The following is a 16,121-nucleotide window of genomic DNA, read 5'->3' as shown; positions in this document are numbered from 1 at the left end:
TGCCCCTACAATAGCGGCGTGAACGCCACACTGCCCTCCATCACCCCGGCACCGGGGGGTGTCGAGAAGACTTCCACCATTGAACGCCCGCGGCTGCGCCTGCTGCCCGGCGCCCTGCTGCCCACCCACTGGCTGGGGGGCGGCCTGCTGCACAACCAGCTGCCCGGCATCCGCCAGGCCCTGGCCGAAGGACGGTTGCGCCTGCGGACACTGCCCTTGAGCGCACCAGCCGACAGCGACTGGGCCCATGACCGCTGGCTGCGCGGGCATCCGGCGCTGATGGCGTCTTCGGTACCGGCCGGTGCCGTCGCCGCCGTGCGCGCCTTCGCTACAGCGCAGGCTTCCGTCCCGACAGGCCGTGCCCCGGCAGCGTCAGCAGCCCTGCAGACATCGGCTGACGCGCCATCCGCGACCGCAACGCCCAGCTGGCTGCTGCAACCCGTCACCTTCCGGCTGACCACGGACCGGATGATGCTGGACCCCACCCCGCAACGGGCGGTGGATACCGCCATGGCGGAGCGGATGATCCAGGCCATCGCGCCGTTGCTGGCCGACGAAGGGCTGGACATCGAGATGCAGACGCCGGCCCGCTGGCTGCTGCACCCACGGACCGGTACCGCCGGCTGGCAGCTTTCCTGCACGCCGATCGAGGCGGTGGGCGAGTCGCACATCGACGTGCTGATGCCACAAGGGCCGGATGCGAAACGCTTCCTGCGTCTGCTGAATGAAGTGCAGATGAGCTGGAACCTGCTGACGCTGAACGAGCCGCAGGATCTGCCTGTCAACGCCATCTGGCCCAGCGGCCCGGCCCATTCCCCGGCCATCGACGCCATGCGCGACCTGCTGGCCCGAGGTCTGGTGGTGGACGAGCGCTTTCTGATGGCCCGGCTGACGCAGGACCTGTCCGCCTGGCTGGACGCCCTGCCCGCACTGGATGCCTGGTTTTCCGACGACCCGGCCGGCTTTGCGTGCCTGCTGGCCGGAGAGCACGGCCTGCACTGGCTGCATGCCCCGAACGTGCCCGACGAGATCCTGCACCTGGCGGGCCTGATGCCCCAGCCGGGCGCCACGGCCAGGTCCACAGCAGACCGTGGCGCAGCAAGCCCCGATCGCGGCATGGCAGGCTCCGCGCCCCATGCGACCTCGGAACGCCCAGGACGCACGGCAGCGCCCGTTGCCGAAGGCGAACGGCCCGGCTGGCTGGCTCGCCTGGGCAGCCGCCTGCGGGCATGGCGGGGTCGTTCACGCGATCCCCTGGGGCATGCCGGCGGCCGGAACGGCACTGCTTCTCAGGGCACGCCCTCTGCCGATCCCCTGGATTCCCTCTTCCGCGACGAGGCCCCATGACGCCCCAGTCTTCCGCTTCCACCCTTCGGCTGCACACCCGCCCGGTTGACCTGCGCGCCCGCCAGACGCTGCTGCAGGCCGGTGTCGATCCGCTGCTGGCCCGACTGCTGGCTGCCCGCGGCATCCGCCATCCGGACGAGATCCGGCTGGACCTGGCCGGCCTGTTGCCGCCTGACACGATGCGGGGTCTGCCCGAAGCCGTGGCCCGGCTGTCGCGTGCCATCGACGACCAGGAGCCGATCCTGGTGGTGGGCGACTACGACTGCGACGGCGCCACGGCCATCGCCATTGCGGTGCAAGGCCTTCGGATGATGGGCGCCACCATCGACTACCTGGTGCCCAACCGCTTCGAGAACGGCTATGGCCTCACCCCGGAAGTGGTGGATGCCGCGCTGGTGCACCCGCGTCTGGGCCGGCCAGCCCTGCTGCTCACCGTCGACAACGGCATCGCCTCGGTCGCCGGTGTCGAACATGCCAACAGCCTCGGCCTGCCTGTCATCGTCACCGACCACCACCTGCCGGCCGAGACGCTGCCGGCCGCGCTGGCCATCGTCAACCCCAACCAGCCCGGCTGCCCCTTCCCGGACAAGAACCTGGCCGGTGTAGGCGTCATGCTCTATGTGCTGATCGCGCTGCGCAGTCACCGCCGCCAGCTGGGGCGCTTCGACGGGCCGCCGCCGTCGTTGTCGCCGCTCATGGACCTGGCAGCGCTGGGCACCGTGGCCGACGTGGTGCCGCTCTCCCACAACAACCGCGTCATCGTCAACGCGGGGCTCGCGCGCATTCGTGCCGGAAGAGCCCGCCCCGGCATCGCTGCCTTGTTGCAGGTGGCCCGCCGCAGCGCCCACACGCTGGCCGCTACCGACCTGGGTTTTGCCATCGGCCCGCGCATCAATGCCGCCGGCCGACTGGCCGACATGTCGATCGGCGTGGAATGCCTGCTGGCCACCGACCTGGCCCGCGCCACCCAGCTGGCCACCGAGCTGGACCAGATCAACCAGCAGCGACGCGACCTGGAAAGCAACATGCGCGAAGAAGCGCTGGCGCTGATCGGTGAACCGGCTGCCGACGCCCGCACGCTGGTCATCCATGACGACAACTGGCACCACGGCGTCATCGGCCTCGTGGCCTCGCGCATCAAGGAGCGCTACCACCGGCCCACCATTGCGCTGGCCCCTGACCAGGACGGCATGCTGCGCGGCTCGGGCCGCTCGATTGCGGGCGTGCATCTGCGCGACGTGCTCGACCTGGTGGACAAGCGTCACCCGGGCATGCTGGTGAAGTTCGGTGGCCACGCCATGGCGGCGGGCCTGACGCTGCCGGCCGACCGGCTGGACGACTTTCGCCAGGCCCTGGAAGACGCCGTGCGCACCCTGGCCCGGGACGACTGCTTCGAGCGCGACGTGACCACCGACGGCGCACTGCCTGCCGATGCCATCCATATCGGCACGCTGGAGCTGCTGGATACCCAGGTCTGGGGGCAGGGCTTTCCGCCGCCGCTCTTTTCTGGACGTTTCAATATCCGGACCCAGCGGCTCATCAACAACCGCCACCTGAAGCTGGAACTGAGCCCGGCCGACGACCCCGGCGTGCGCATGTCGGCCATCTTCTTCGGCCGCACCGAAGCGCTGCCCCCCGAAGCGCTGTTGTCCTACCGGATCCAGCGCGACGACTACCGCGGACGTGATGCCGTGTCCCTGCAGATCGACCAGGTCCTGCTGGACGAGGCCACCGGCCTCCCGACGCCACCCGCCTGACCACCAGTCGGCGAAATCCGGCCACCGGCCGTTCATGACGGCTTCGACCTCATGCCGCATCCGCCCTGCGACCCGTGTCGCAGCCCCAGTCAACGGCACCGACAGCCCCGTGGCCTGCCCAGGCTGTCCGAGCCCTTTTTTCGACGGATGGTTCCATGTCGAGATATTCCGTTGCCACCTATCCTGAAACCCCACGTACTGTCGACCCTCGTGACGGTGCCCACCAGCGCACTTCCTTCCAGGAACGACCCGCCGCCCACGCACCGGTGAGCGTCACGGCCACGTCGCCGCTGCCGCGCCTGCGACTGGGGCGCATCGCCTTGGCCCTGCTGCTGGCCTGCTACCTGCCCATGGCCTCTGCCCAGCTGGTGGCCGACCCCGGCAAACCCGACGCTGCCCAGCAGAAGGACGTGCTGCCCTACGCCATCGACCGCGACGGCCCCGGCGCCCCCGCGATAAGCGCCGTGGACGGCGACGGCTTCGTGACACTTTCGTTCGGTCCCGGCAAGGCCCAGGATGCGCCCGGCTGGCTGGTGATCCGTCCCCGGGAAGGCCACTGGGACTGGCACGCCGTGAAGAGCCTGCGCATGCATGTGCAGAACGCCATGCCTTGGGCGCTGACGCTGCTGATGCAGCTGAAGGACGAACAGGGCCAGACCCTGCAGGCCACGCTGGCGCTGCCACCCAGCGGACCGTTTGCGCTGGCCATGCCGCTTTCGGCCACCCTGCCCCTGCAGATGGGCATGCGCAGCGGCCCCGTCATCCCCTGGACCGTGAAGGACGCCAACGGCGCCGAGAGCCCCCTGGGTCTGGTGGAGACCACGGCCGGCACGCTCGACACCACGAAGATTCGCGAGATCCGCATCGGCATGCCGCCGCCCGATGCCGAACAGAAGATCCGGCTGGGCAAGGTCTTCCTGCCCCCCATCGGCACCGATGACCTGCAGGCCGGCTACACCGGCATCGTCGATGCCTACGGCCAATACACCCGTGCCGACTGGCCTGGCAAGTACCGCCTCCCGCGCAAGCTGGCACGCGCGCTGGAAGAGGCCACCCCGCCCGATGTGAAGACCGCCCGGCGCAAGGCTGACGGCGTGAAAGACGTTCGTGACCTGGACGGCGACGGCAAGGTCTCGAAACGCGAGCAGCGCCTGGCCCGTACCGAGGAGCAGGCCGAGAAGCGGCTGACTGCACGCCAGAAAGCCAGGCGTGCAAAAGCCTGGCGCGACGCCCAGGAAGCCGCACGGGCCGACTTTGCCCTGCACGCCCGCCAGGCTGACCAGAAGCTCGCCAACGCCCTGGCAGCCCTGCAGGACGAGGACGAGGAAAATGCCGGTGCCAGCTATTCCGCCGACAAGCACCGCCCAGCCCTGGACCGCTTCGGCGGCATCACCGGCATCGAGGGCAGCAGCCACGGCAACGGCTGGTTCCGCACTGGCCACCTCACGCTGAAGGACGGCAGCCGGCGCCACATCCTCATCACCCCCGAGGGCAATCCCTTCTTCTCGTTCGGCGTCAACGCAGTTCAGCGTGACAACAGCGAGACCTTCGTGGGTGGACGCGAATTCCAGTTCACCAGCCTGCCCGTGCGCGGCATGGCCGAATACCGCTTCACCCAGAAGAAGGACAGCACCGAGACCCTGCCCGCCGACAGCGGTGCGCAGCGGAACCGGCACTTCCTGAAGGGCCAGACGCACAACTTCTATCACGCCAACCTGTACCGCCGCGACGGCGACGACTGGGCACAGCGCTGGGTCACGCGCACCGGCAAGCGGCTGAAATCCTGGGGCTTCAACACCGTCGGCGCCTGGAGCGACGACAGCATGAACCGCGTCAAGCTGCCGTACACGCGCATCGCCCACGTGAGCGGCCCGTTCGCCCGCCTCAGCGACGGTAACGACTGGTGGCAGGGCATTCCCGATGCCTTCGACCCCGCCTTCGGCCATGCCCTGGAAGCCACGCTGAAGAAGGAAACGGCCTCCAGCCAGGACGACCCCTATCTGATCGGCTGGTTCGTGGACAACGAACTGGGCTGGGGCAACGGCTCGGCCCCCGATCCGCTGGCCCGCTACGCACTGGCCTACTCGGCCCTGAAGATGGATGCCGCGCAGCCCCAGGCACACGCCAAGCGCGCCCTGGTGAAGCTGCTGCGTGAACGCTATAACGACGACGTGCAGGAACTGGCCCGCGTCTGGCAGCGGCCGCTGTCGGACTGGAAGGCCCTGGAAGCCGCCTGGCCTGCCGAGCGCCTGCCCGACGGCAGGAATCCGCAGGTGGCCGCCGACCTCTCGGCCTTCCTGCGCCTGCACGCCGAGACCTACTATTCGCAAGTGGCCCAGGCCCTGAAGAAACACGACCCGCACCACCTGTACCTGGGCAGCCGCTTCGCCGGCCGCACGCCGGAATCCATCGCTGCGTGCGCCCGCTGGTGTGACGTGGTGAGCTTCAATCTCTACATCCCGTCGCTGCGCGAAGGCTTCGAGGCTGAGGAATTCGCCCGCATCGACAAGCCGGCGCTGCTCACCGAGTTCCATTTCGGCTCCAGCGACCGGGGGCCGTTCTGGCCCGGGGTGATGGTGGTGAACACCGAGGCCGAACGCGGTCCGGCCTACCGGAAGATGCTGGAGTCGGTGCTGGCCAACCGGCAGTTCGTGGGCGCGCACTGGTTCCAATATCTGGATCAGCCGGTGACGGGCCGCTGGCTGGATGGCGAGAATGGCCACCTGGGGCTGGTGGGCATCACGGACGTGCCATGGCACGATTTCGTGCTGTCGGTGGCGCGGACGAACCGGGATGTGCTGGGGCAGCTGCGGCGGGAGGCGGCGTCCGTCTCTACGTCGGGCAAGTCCAGCGACTGAACAGGAAGGGGAGTGCCTGACAGAAGACGGCTTCGTTGAAAGCCTGTGCCTGATGGAAGACGACTTCGTTGAAAGGCATGTGCCTGATGGAAGACGGCTTCGATGGGGGGCGCCCCGTGACCGGGTACCCTCCTCGGCTCATGCTGTCCGCTTCGCTTCCAGAAATCGCCTGTGGGGGCACCCGCTCCCGGTGCGCTTCGGTTCGTGTCGGTTGCCGCTCTGTTTGGGTTGTCTTTGTTGGAGGGCATGCGCCTTTGAGAAGACGGTTTCGACAAGAGCCCCCAGGCTCTCGCCCCCCGCAAGCCGAGAGGCCAAGGGGGCGGAGGTATCTGCCGACGAATCCATTACCGCTTGCGGTTGTGAGGAGGTAGATGCCGCAGTCCCCTTGGCCGGTCGTGGCATGGAAGGGTTGCTACACGAAGACTCCCCTTTCCACCTCCCCTGGCCGCTCGCGGCGTACCAAAGCTTCTATACGAAGACGCTCCCCTTCACCCCACCCGGAAACTGTTAGAATCAAGGGTTACCCTGAACAACATTTCAACACACTCAGATGGATGCCGAGCGCTTGAATCAGCTTGAGGCCCGCCTGGAGAACCTCGGCCAGCGGCTGGAGGATCTCAGGGGGTATCTTTGACTTCGACGAAAAGAAAAATCGCCTGACCGAAGTCAACTCCGCCCTGGAAGCCCCCGACATCTGGAACGATGCCGCTGCGGCGCTGGAACTGGGCAAGGAAAAACGCGCGCTCGACAACGTGGTGGGCACCATCGAGCAGCTCACCGGGTCACTGTCCGATACCCGCGACCTGTATGAAATGGCGGTGGCCGAGAACGACGATGCCACGCTGGAAGAGCTGGAGCGCGAATCGCTTGGTATCGAGAAGGGTGTGGAGGGGCTGGAATTCCGGCGGATGTTCTCCAACCCGGCTGACCCCGGCCCCTGCTTCCTGGAGATCCAGGCGGGCGCCGGTGGTACCGAGGCCTGCGACTGGGCGGCCATGCTGCTGCGTCAGTACCTGCGCTACTGCGAGCGGCGCGGCTTCACCACCACCCTGCTGGAAGAAAGCGAGGGTGACGTGGCCGGCATCAAGGGCGCCACGCTGAAGGTGGAAGGCGAATACGCCTACGGCTATCTGCGTACCGAGACGGGCATTCACCGGCTGGTGCGCAAGTCGCCGTTCGATTCCAGCGGCGGACGGCACACGTCGTTTGCCTCGGTCTATGTCTACCCCGAGGTCGATGATTCGATCGAGGTCGACATCAACCCGGCTGACCTGCGCATCGACGTGTACCGTGCCTCGGGTGCGGGTGGTCAGCACGTGAACAAGACCGAATCGGCCGTGCGTATCACCCACCTGCCCACCAATACCGTGGTGCAGTGCCAGAACGACCGTTCCCAGCACCGCAACCGCGACGAGGCCATGAAGATGCTGCGCGCGCGACTCTTCGAGCTGGAGCTGCGCAAGCGCCAGGCCGAACAGGACAAGGTGGAAGCCTCCAAGACCGACATCGGCTGGGGCCACCAGATCCGTTCCTATGTGCTGGACCAGTCCCGCATCAAGGATCTGCGCACCAACTTCGAGACCAGCAACACCAAGGCGGTGCTCGACGGCGACCTGGACGACTTCATCGCCGAGAGCCTGAAGCAGGGCGTCTGACCCCGTCCGGCCACCGGATGCCTCTCACCCGCGCATCCGGTGCTCCATCGCCTGCCAGGTTGCCAGGAACGCCTGCAGCTTTCCACGTTCTGCCCCGAAGGCTCCGCACCCGCTCCGGTCCAGCCTTCGTTCATCTTTTACTTGATCCCTTTTTCATCATGTCCGACACCCGCCCGCAGGAAGCCGCTCCGGCAGCCGGCAGCGACACCGAGCTGCCCATCGACGAGAACCAGATCATTGCCGAGCGGCGCGCCAAGCTGGCGGCGCTGCGTGAAGCAGTGGCCGTGCCCTTCCCCAACGATTTCGTGCCGGCCGACCGGGCAGGTGCCCTGCTGGCCGCACACGACGGCAAGACCCGCGAGGAACTGGAAGCCGAGAACATCTCGGTATCCGTGGCGGGCCGGATGGTTCTGAAGCGCGTGCAGGGCAAGGCAAGCTTTGCCACGCTGCAGGACGCCACGGGCCGCATCCAGCTCTGGATGAACGATGACGGCGTGGGCGCCGAAGCGCATGATGCCTTCAAGCATTGGGACCTGGGCGACATCGTGGCCGCCGAGGGCACGCTCTTCAAGACCAAGAAGGGCGAGCTTTCCATTCGCTGCAACATGGTGAGGCTGCTCACCAAATCGCTGCGACCGCTGCCTGACAAGTTCCACGGCCTGGCCGACCAGGAAATGCGTTACCGTCAGCGCTATGTGGACCTGATGAGCAACGAGTCCACGCGCCAGACCTTCATCATCCGCAGCAAGGCCATCGCCGCCATCCGCCAGTTCATGGTGGACAACGGCTGCCTGGAAGTGGAAACGCCGATGCTGCAGCCCATTCCCGGCGGTGCCACTGCGCGCCCCTTCCAGACGCACCACAACGCGCTGGATCAGGCCATGTTCCTGCGCATCGCGCCCGAGCTGTACCTGAAGCGCCTGATCGTGGGCGGCTTCGAGCGCGTGTTCGAGATCAACCGCAACTTCCGCAACGAGGGACTGAGCCCGCGGCACAACCCCGAATTCACGATGATGGAGTTCTACGCGGCCTACACCGACTGCCGCTGGATGATGGACTACACCGAGCAGGTGATCCGCCACGCTGCGCAGGCCGCGCGCGGCAGCACCGTGCTGGAGTATCAGGGCCGTCCGGTGGACCTGTCCAAGCCGTTTGCACGGCTCACCATCGTGGAAGCCATCCGCACCCACGCGCCCGAGCTGCCGGCCGAGAAGCTGGATGACGCCGCCTGGCTGCGTGCCGAGCTGGCCAAGCATGGCGTGGAGCCCCCCGCCAACGCCGGCGTGGGCGCCCTGCAGCTGGCACTCTTCGAGGAAGTGGCCGAAAGCAAGCTCTGGGATCCGACCTTCATCATCGACTACCCGGCCGAAGTCTCGCCGCTGGCCCGCTCGTCGGACCATGACCCCGAAATCACCGAGCGCTTCGAGCTGTTCATGACCGGCCGCGAATTCGCCAACGGCTTCTCCGAGCTGAACGACCCCGAAGACCAGGCCGAACGCTTCCGCAAGCAGGTGGAAGCCAAGGAAGCTGGCGACGATGAGGCCATGTATTACGATGCCGACTACATCCGCGCACTGGAATACGGCATGCCTCCCACCGGCGGCGTGGGCATCGGGATCGACCGCCTGATGATGCTGCTGACCGACAGCCCCACTATCCGGGACGTGATCCTGTTCCCGGCGCTGAAGCGCGAGCAATGAAGGTCCGAGGGCTTGCACGTCGACCCGTGCAAGCCTGAGACTGCACCTTCGGCCGGGACCGGCGGCAGGCGCCGTTCACTCCCGGTCGAAGCCCCCGCATGATGGGGCGCGACACCACACACGCGGTCGCTCCGGTGTTATCGTTGCACGAAGACACCGACCAGATGCAGCGATGAACGAAGGGACAAGACACCGGGCGGCCTGCCTGTGGGCACGCACCGGGCCAGAGGGAAAACTGCTGTTGGCGGCCATGCTGGCCGCATTCATGACCGGTTGCGCCGGCGTGCACGATGACGCGCCGGTCGTCCGTCAGGTGCGCCCCGGTGATTATCGCGCTGCCACCACCGCCCGGCCCGCGCGGCCGTCGCGTCCTGCCCCAGCATACTGTGTGTTCACGCCCAGCCACGGCATGGCCAGCGGCGAGACGGTTCCGCCCTCGTATGCCTGCATCCGGCTCAGCCAGCGTCAGTATGCGGCAGGCCACTGCGCCGAGGTGGCCGGCTATGAGCGCGACGATGGCATCTTCATGCCTGGCCATACGCGCTGTCTGGTGGACCCGCTGACGCCCGGGCTGTCGGATCAACCCCCCATGGCCTCGGGTGGCACCTCGGCCCCTGTGCCCGGGTCTGCGCCCCTACCGCCTCCCATGCCGGGTGGGCCGGCGTCTGCGTCAAGCGCCCTGCCCTCGACGGCTTCCGGCAGGACACTGCCTTCTGCCACGACCGTGCCCCAGACAGGGACCCCGGCACGAAGCTCCGCCGAAGCGGCCCACTCCGTCGTCCGCCGTCGGGGTAATGAACTGATCCTGCCGACCGGCGATCCGACAGGCATCGACCAGGGCAACGGCACCTTTGTGAGCCCGATCCAGGCCCCGGGGGATGTCAGCAATCGGGCGTATTGAGGGGTGCCGAGATATGCCTATCGATCCTGGAGGACACGTAATGCACGTTGTACCGTTCCATGATGCCCGTCACCGACTGGCATTGCTGATGGATCAGGTTGTAACCGAGAGTACGGCTACGCTCATTGTCCGCAATGGTGGCAATGCGGTTCTGATGTCCGAGTCTGCCTACAACGGCCTGCAAGAAACCCTGTATCTGTTCAGCAGCCCCAAAAATGCCGCACGGCTTCTGGAAACCGTGGCCCTGGATCGCAAGATGCAGGAAACCGAAAGGATCCCCTGACAGCCTCGCCCATTGACCCGGGCTCACGGGCCTCAGTGATCTTCCTTCGCGTGGTTGATCGTGTATTTGGGGATCTCGATCACCAGCTTGGTGTCGTCTTCCAGCTTCACCTGGCACGACAGGCGTGATTCGGGCTCCAGGCCCCAGGCCATATCCAGCAGGTCTTCCTCCACGTCGGAGGCTTCGTTCACGTCGTCATAGCCTTCGCGCACGACGACGTGGCAGGTGGTACAGGCGCAGGACATGGCACAGGCGTGCTCGATCTCGATGTGCTGATCGAGCAGTGCCTGGCAGAGGGAGATGCCTGCCGGGGCCTCGAAGGTGGCGCCTTCGGGGCACAGTTCTTCGTGTGGCAGGACCGTGATGGTGGCCAAATCGTTCTCCTTGGCGGGTTCAGGAAGTGAGGCCGTCGATGGTCTTGCCGGCCAGGGCACGCTGGATGGCCTGATCCATCCGCAGTGCGGCGAAGTGTTCGGTGACTTTCTGCAGATTCATCCGGGCGTCCAGAAGGCGGTCACGCACGGCCAGAAGAGTAGCCTCCTCGGGTGAGCCGTCCAAGGCCTGGGCCTCGTCCAGCACCTTCTGCAGGCTGGCCATGGCGTCGTCGATCTGCTGGCGCTCGGCGGCGTCCAGCAGCCCACCGTCCTCGGCCAGCGCGTTGTGCGTCATCTCGCGCAGCTGCGCGGCCTCGATCTGATGTTCACGCAGGGCGCGCCACTGCATGTCCTCGCGAGCGCTGGTGATGGACTCCTTCAGCAGCCGCTCGATCTCGGTGTCTTCCAGGCCGTAGCTGGGCTTGACGGTGACGGAGGCGGCCACGCCAGTGCTCTGCTCGGTCGCCGAGACCGACAGCAGCCCGTCGGCATCCACCTGGAAGGTGACGCGGATGCGGGCAGCGCCCGCCACCATCGGTGGAATGCCGCGCAGCTCGAAGCGGGCCAGCGAGCGGCAATCCTTCACGAGTTCGCGTTCGCCCTGCACCACATGGATGGCCATGGCGGACTGACCATCCTTGTAGGTGGTGAAGTCCTGGGCGCGCGCCAGCGGGATGGGCGAGTTGCGCGGGATGATCTTCTCGACCATGCCGCCCATGGTCTCCAGGCCCAGCGAGAGCGGGGTCACGTCCAGCAGCAGCCAGTCGTCCTCGCCGTCGCGGCGCTGACCGATGAGCTGGGCGGCCTGCATGGCAGCGCCCAGCGCCACCACCTGGTCGGGGTCCAGACCGGTATAGGGCGGCTTGCCGAAGTGGCTGGCCACGGCCTGGCGAATGACGGGCATGCGGGTGGCACCGCCCACCAGCACCACGCCGTCGATGGCCTGGGCCGACAGACCGGCATCGGCCACGGCGGTGTCGGCGATCTTGAGCGTGCGCGCCACCAGCGGCTGCACCAGTTCCTCGAAGCGCGTGCGCGTCAGGGTGGAAACGAGCGTGGCACCGCCATTCTTCTCGCTGGAATTACCTGCGCTGGCCCCGGACACGTCATGACCGTCCTGGCCCGCGACCTGAATGGCCCCTTGGCCGGCGTCAGCGTCAAAGCGCATCGTCACCGTTTCGGCATCGGTCAGGGCCTCGCGGGCCTGACGGGCCATCAGCAGCAACGCGCGCCAGCGTTCGGGGTGTTCTGCCGCCAGTCGGGCCGGTTCGCCCAGGTTGTGCTCGCGGGCAAAGTCGGCGGCAATCCGCGCATCGAAGTCGTCACCGCCCAGGGCCACGTCACCCGCCGTGGACTGCACCTCGAAGACGCCCCGGGTCAGCTTGAGCACCGACACGTCGAAGGTGCCACCGCCCAGATCGAAGATGGCGTAGGTGCCCTGCTCGCCTTCGTCCAGACCGTAGGAGACGGCGGCGGCGGTGGGCTCGTTGATGAGGCGCAGCACATTCAGCCCGGCCAGCCGGGCCGCATCCTTGGTGGCCTGGCGCTGGGCATCGTCGAAATAGGCAGGCACGGTGATGACGGCACCCGCCAGCGCGTCCTCGTCGATGTCGAGCGTAGCCAGTGCGCGGTCACGCAGCACCTTCAGGATCTCGGCCGACACTTCCACGGGCGAGACGGCCCCGGCCGCGGTGGCCACGGCCACGGCGCGGTCGTTGCCGGCGGCGGAGGCATCCGCGGCTGCGTCCGAACCCGCAGCCACCACCCGCAGCGGCAGCCCCTGCGCCTGGGCATCGGCCAGACCGCGCCCCATCAGGCGCTTGACCGAGCTGATGACGTTGCCCGTGTCGGACAGCAGCGCCTGCTGGGCGGCGTGGCCCACCACGGGCGCAGCACCGGCGCGGTAATGCACGACCGACGGCAGCAGCTTCCGGCCCTGCTCGTCAGGCAGCGCGTCGGGCATGCCCGAACGGCAGACAGCCACTAGCGAATTGGAGGTTCCCAGATCGATACCGATAGCATACCGGCGCTGGTGAGGATCAGGACTCATGCCAGGTTCGGAAATCTGCAGCAGCGCCATAGAAGATGTAGAAAGAAGAATAGTGGTTGAAACGAAAGCGCACCGGACCAAGAAACGGCCTCACCTGAAGGCTGGCCGGCTCACACCACACTGCGGCGTTCTGCCCGCCACTTACGTGGCCACCATGCTGTGCTCAGGACAGGCGAAAGACGGCCTCAGGGAGACAGGGCTCGCCCCGGAAGGCTGCCCGAAGGCCGGGCCTCAGCCCTGCCCCATCTGTCGTACCACGTCGGCAAGGTTCGTGCGCAGCCGCTCGAAGAACATCAGCTGCCGTACCTGCATGGCCGCGGCCGGGTAGTCGCCCTGTTCGTCGATCAGCGTTGCGATGCTATCGATGACGCGATTGCGCTCGGCCTCCAGGCGTGCCTGCAGACGGTGTGCCGCCTCAAGGTCGCCCATGTCGCGCACTTCATCGATGTCCTCGCGCCAGGCCATCTGCTCGACCAGGAAGGCCGACGGCATGGCCGTGTTGCGCTCGGCGTCCACCGATGCTCCGTGACGTTCGCACAGGTAGGCCGCCCGCTGGCACGGATCGGACAGGACCCGGAACGCCTCATTGCCCTGGGCTGCCAGCTGCAGCGCCAGCCGCCGGTCATGGTCCGAGCCGCCGACGTGCCGGTCAGGATGCACGACGGCCTGGAAACGGTGATGGCGTGCTTCCAGGTCGGCCGGATCGAGCGCGAAGCGCTCGGGCAGACCCAGCAGCTCGAACAGCGAACGGTCAAAGGCAGATCGGGCCGTCATGTCGGTCAGTGCGTGGAGTGTCGAGAGGGATCAGATGTTGAACGACTCGCCGCAGCCGCATTCATTGCGCACGTTGGGGTTGTTGAACTTGAAGCCCTCGTTCAGTCCCTCGCGCACGAAATCCAGCTCGGTGCCGTCGATGTAGGCCAGGCTCTTGGGATCAATGAAGACCCGCACGCCATGGCTCTCGAACACCAGGTCGGATTCCTGCTGGCTGTCGGCGTACTCGAGCTTGTAGGACAGGCCCGAGCAACCGGAGGTCTTCACCCCCAGGCGCAGACCGATGCCCTTGCCCCGACGGGCAATGTAACGGTCGATGTGCCGGGCTGCTGCTTCGGTCAATGTCACGGCCATGATCTTGGCTCTCCTGCTCAGACGGATTCGGTGCAACGCGAATGGGGAACGCCCGTCCGTGCGGACGGACGCAGGTCGGGGGAAATCAGGCCTGGGTTCCCGCGGCCTTGTCGCCCCCCAGCTCGGGATGCTTGCTGCGGTAGTCCTCGACGGCCGCCTTGATGGCGTCCTCGGCCAGAATGGAACAGTGGATCTTGACCGGCGGCAGCGCCAGCTCCTCGGCGATGGCCGTGTTGCGGATGGCCAGCGCCTCGTCCAGTGACTTGCCCTTGACCCATTCGGTGACCAGCGACGACGACGCGATGGCCGAGCCGCAACCATAGGTCTTGAACTTGGCGTCCTCGATCACGCCGTTGGCGCCCACCTTGATCTGCAGCTTCATCACGTCGCCGCAGGCAGGCGCGCCCACCATGCCGGTGCCCACCGAGGCATCGGCCTTGTCCATGGAACCCACGTTGCGGGGGTTCTCGTAGTGATCCACAACCTTGTCGCTATAAGCCATTTCAATCTCTCCTGGATGCGCCCGCCGTCAGGGTGGGCCGCAAAGACATGTATCGGGTGTCGGTGGCGCGTGGGGTGCCAAGGAGGCGTCCGCAGTCCTCGAACATCAGCTGCGCCGGGAATCAGGGGGTCAGTGGGCGGCCCACTTGACGGTGTTGAGGTCGATTCCTTCCTGCACCATCTCCCACAATGGGGACATGGAGCGCAGCTTTTCAACCTGGGTCTTCATCACGCCGATGGTGAAATCGATTTCCTGCTCGGTGGTGAAGCGGCCGATGGTGAAGCGGATGGAACTGTGTGCCAGCTCGTCGCTGCGGCCCAGGGCACGCAGCACGTAGGACGGCTCCAGGCTGGCCGAGGTACAGGCCGAACCGGAAGACACCGCGATCTCCTTGATGGCCATGATCAGCGACTCACCCTCGACATAGTTGAAGCTCATGTTGAGGTTCTGCGCGACCCGGTGTTCCAGGCTGCCGTTCACGTAGGTCTCGGGGATGGCAGACAGCCCTTCCAGCAGACGGTTGCGCAGCGCCAGCGCGTGGGCGTTGTCCTTGGCCATTTCCAGGCGGGCAATGCGGTAGGCCTCGCCCATGCCGACGATCTGGTGGGTGGGCAGCGTGCCCGAACGCATGCCGCGCTCGTGCCCACCACCATGCGTCTGCGCCTCGATGCGCACGCGGGGCTTGCGCCGCACGAACAGCGCACCCACGCCCTTGGGACCGTAGGTCTTGTGCGCCGAGAAGCTCATCAGGTCGACCTTCAGCTTCTGCAGGTCGATCTCGACCTTGCCGGTGGCCTGGGCCGAATCGACGTGGAAGAGGATCTTGCGCTCACGCAGCATCTCGCCGATGGCGGGGATGTCCTGGATGACGCCGATCTCGTTGTTGACGTACATGACCGAGACCAGGATGGTGTCGGGCCGGATGGCGGCCTCCAGGTCCTTCAGGTCGATCAGGCCGTCTTCCTGCACATCCAGCAGCGTCACCTCGAAGCCCTGGCGCTCCAGCTCGCGCATGGTGTCGAGCGTGGCCTTGTGCTCGGTCTTGACGGAGATGAGGTGGCGACCGCGCTCCTTGTAGAAGTGGGCGGCACCCTTGAGCGCGAGGTTGATCGACTCGGTGGCACCCGAAGTCCAGACCAGCTCGCGCGGATCACAGTTGACCAGCGCCGCGACTTCGGCACGCGCTTCCTCCACGGCCTTCTCGGCCTCCCAGCCATAGGCGTGGCTGCGCGAGGCGGGGTTGCCGAAGAGTTCGCAGAGATAGGGAATCATCTTTTCCGCGACGCGGGGATCAACCGGGGTCGTGGCGGAATAATCGAGATAGATCGGTCGGGTCATCGAAGTGGGGCAGCGTGGCTGCGCGATGAAGTCTGTGGGAAAGAGTGGTGAATTCAAGGGAAAAAGCGTCAGAGCGTCAGTGAGGGATCAGGCAGGGAAAGATACCGGCATCCGATCCCGGGATGCCTGGCCCCACGGGCAGCTCGACATGTCCGGCTGGCCGCGGCCAGGCCGGCGACCAACGGAAGACGAGACGACAGCAGGATTCCGGAAATCAGGGACAGCGCG

The 16,121-nt window shown here is 66.6% G+C and carries 13 protein-coding genes; 7 read left to right on the top strand and 6 right to left on the bottom strand.

Annotated elements, in window-relative coordinates; translation table 11 throughout:
* Positions 1 to 18 precede the first annotated feature (18 nt).
* From EL249_RS08995 to EL249_RS08965, 7 genes are all read left to right on the top strand, one after another.
* On the top strand, positions 19 to 1,347 hold the full coding sequence (locus tag EL249_RS08995; protein WP_005672986.1) for a hypothetical protein: 1,329 nt from the start codon (positions 19 to 21) through the stop codon (positions 1,345 to 1,347).
* Positions 1,344 to 3,104 carry a single-stranded-DNA-specific exonuclease RecJ gene (gene recJ, locus EL249_RS08990; protein WP_005672987.1) on the top strand — a complete coding sequence of 587 codons (1,761 nt, stop codon included), beginning with the start codon at positions 1,344 to 1,346 and terminating at the stop codon, positions 3,102 to 3,104. Before EL249_RS08995 ends, recJ begins: the two co-directional genes overlap by 4 nt.
* Positions 3,105 to 3,259: 155 nt before the next feature.
* Entirely contained in the window at positions 3,260 to 5,962 is a 2,703-nt protein-coding gene (locus EL249_RS08985) for a cell envelope integrity TolA family protein (RefSeq protein ID WP_126348170.1), read from the top strand.
* Positions 5,963 to 6,512: 550 nt separating this feature from the next.
* Positions 6,513 to 7,617, top strand: a protein-coding gene (prfB, locus tag EL249_RS08980; RefSeq protein ID WP_126348168.1) for a peptide chain release factor 2 whose coding sequence is annotated in 2 segments (ribosomal slippage) — positions 6,513 to 6,593 and positions 6,595 to 7,617 — 1,104 coding nt in all. Because the reading frame shifts where the segments join, the coding sequence is not laid out codon by codon here.
* Between the two features lie 158 nt (positions 7,618 to 7,775).
* Positions 7,776 to 9,317 (top strand): lysine--tRNA ligase, encoded by a 1,542-nt coding sequence (gene lysS, locus EL249_RS08975; protein WP_005672991.1) that lies wholly within the window; start codon positions 7,776 to 7,778, stop codon positions 9,315 to 9,317.
* A 250-nt stretch (positions 9,318 to 9,567) separates the two neighbouring features.
* Positions 9,568 to 10,218, top strand: a complete 651-nt coding sequence (locus EL249_RS08970; protein WP_126348166.1) for a hypothetical protein — start codon at positions 9,568 to 9,570, stop codon at positions 10,216 to 10,218.
* Between the two features lie 13 nt (positions 10,219 to 10,231).
* Positions 10,232 to 10,501: a type II toxin-antitoxin system Phd/YefM family antitoxin gene (locus tag EL249_RS08965; protein ID WP_169311661.1), complete on the top strand. Its 270-nt coding sequence runs from the start codon at positions 10,232 to 10,234 to the stop codon at positions 10,499 to 10,501.
* 32 nt (positions 10,502 to 10,533) lie between these two features.
* On the opposite strand, the gene fdx is transcribed toward EL249_RS08965, so the two are convergent.
* The 6 genes from fdx to EL249_RS08935 all read right to left on the bottom strand — a co-directional run bounded on the left by fdx (position 10,534) and on the right by EL249_RS08935 (position 15,893).
* On the bottom strand, positions 10,534 to 10,875 hold the full coding sequence (fdx, locus tag EL249_RS08960) for an ISC system 2Fe-2S type ferredoxin (RefSeq protein ID WP_005672994.1): 342 nt from the start codon (positions 10,873 to 10,875) through the stop codon (positions 10,534 to 10,536).
* 19 nt (positions 10,876 to 10,894) lie between these two features.
* Positions 10,895 to 12,955, bottom strand: a complete 2,061-nt coding sequence (gene hscA, locus EL249_RS08955; RefSeq protein ID WP_005672996.1) for a molecular chaperone HscA — start codon at positions 12,953 to 12,955, stop codon at positions 10,895 to 10,897.
* Positions 12,956 to 13,156: 201 nt separating this feature from the next.
* Positions 13,157 to 13,699, bottom strand: a complete 543-nt coding sequence (hscB, locus tag EL249_RS08950) for a Fe-S protein assembly co-chaperone HscB (RefSeq protein ID WP_005672998.1) — start codon at positions 13,697 to 13,699, stop codon at positions 13,157 to 13,159.
* 30 nt (positions 13,700 to 13,729) lie between these two features.
* Complete coding sequence (gene iscA, locus EL249_RS08945) at positions 13,730 to 14,053, bottom strand: iron-sulfur cluster assembly protein IscA (protein WP_005672999.1); 324 nt, start codon at positions 14,051 to 14,053, stop codon at positions 13,730 to 13,732.
* Between the two features lie 85 nt (positions 14,054 to 14,138).
* Positions 14,139 to 14,555, bottom strand: a complete 417-nt coding sequence (gene iscU / locus EL249_RS08940) for a Fe-S cluster assembly scaffold IscU (RefSeq protein ID WP_005673000.1) — start codon at positions 14,553 to 14,555, stop codon at positions 14,139 to 14,141.
* Positions 14,556 to 14,684: 129 nt separating this feature from the next.
* Complete coding sequence (locus tag EL249_RS08935) at positions 14,685 to 15,893, bottom strand: IscS subfamily cysteine desulfurase (protein ID WP_005673001.1); 1,209 nt, start codon at positions 15,891 to 15,893, stop codon at positions 14,685 to 14,687.
* Positions 15,894 to 16,121 lie beyond the last annotated feature (228 nt).

The organism is Lautropia mirabilis (genome assembly GCF_900637555.1).
Classification (GTDB): Bacteria; Pseudomonadota; Gammaproteobacteria; order Burkholderiales; family Burkholderiaceae_E; genus Lautropia; species Lautropia mirabilis.
The sequence above is the reverse complement of the archived record's forward strand: the minus strand, read 5'-3'. Positions and strand labels throughout refer to the sequence as shown.

Bases quoted from the DNA above. Each gene is read 5' to 3' on its own strand.
- recJ (WP_005672987.1), top strand. From the start codon at position 1,344: ATGACGCCCCAGTCTTCCGCTTCCACCCTTCGGCTGCACACCCGCCCG.
- EL249_RS08985 (WP_126348170.1), top strand. From the start codon at position 3,260: ATGTCGAGATATTCCGTTGCCACCTATCCTGAAACCCCACGTACTGTC.
- lysS (WP_005672991.1), top strand. From the start codon at position 7,776: ATGTCCGACACCCGCCCGCAGGAAGCCGCTCCGGCAGCCGGCAGCGAC.
- EL249_RS08970 (WP_126348166.1), top strand. From the start codon at position 9,568: ATGCTGGCCGCATTCATGACCGGTTGCGCCGGCGTGCACGATGACGCG.
- EL249_RS08965 (WP_169311661.1), top strand. From the start codon at position 10,232: ATGCCTATCGATCCTGGAGGACACGTAATGCACGTTGTACCGTTCCAT.
- hscA (WP_005672996.1), bottom strand. From the start codon at position 12,955: ATGGCGCTGCTGCAGATTTCCGAACCTGGCATGAGTCCTGATCCTCAC.
- hscB (WP_005672998.1), bottom strand. From the start codon at position 13,699: ATGACGGCCCGATCTGCCTTTGACCGTTCGCTGTTCGAGCTGCTGGGT.
- iscA (WP_005672999.1), bottom strand. From the start codon at position 14,053: ATGGCCGTGACATTGACCGAAGCAGCAGCCCGGCACATCGACCGTTAC.
- iscU (WP_005673000.1), bottom strand. From the start codon at position 14,555: ATGGCTTATAGCGACAAGGTTGTGGATCACTACGAGAACCCCCGCAAC.
- EL249_RS08935 (WP_005673001.1), bottom strand. From the start codon at position 15,893: ATGACCCGACCGATCTATCTCGATTATTCCGCCACGACCCCGGTTGAT.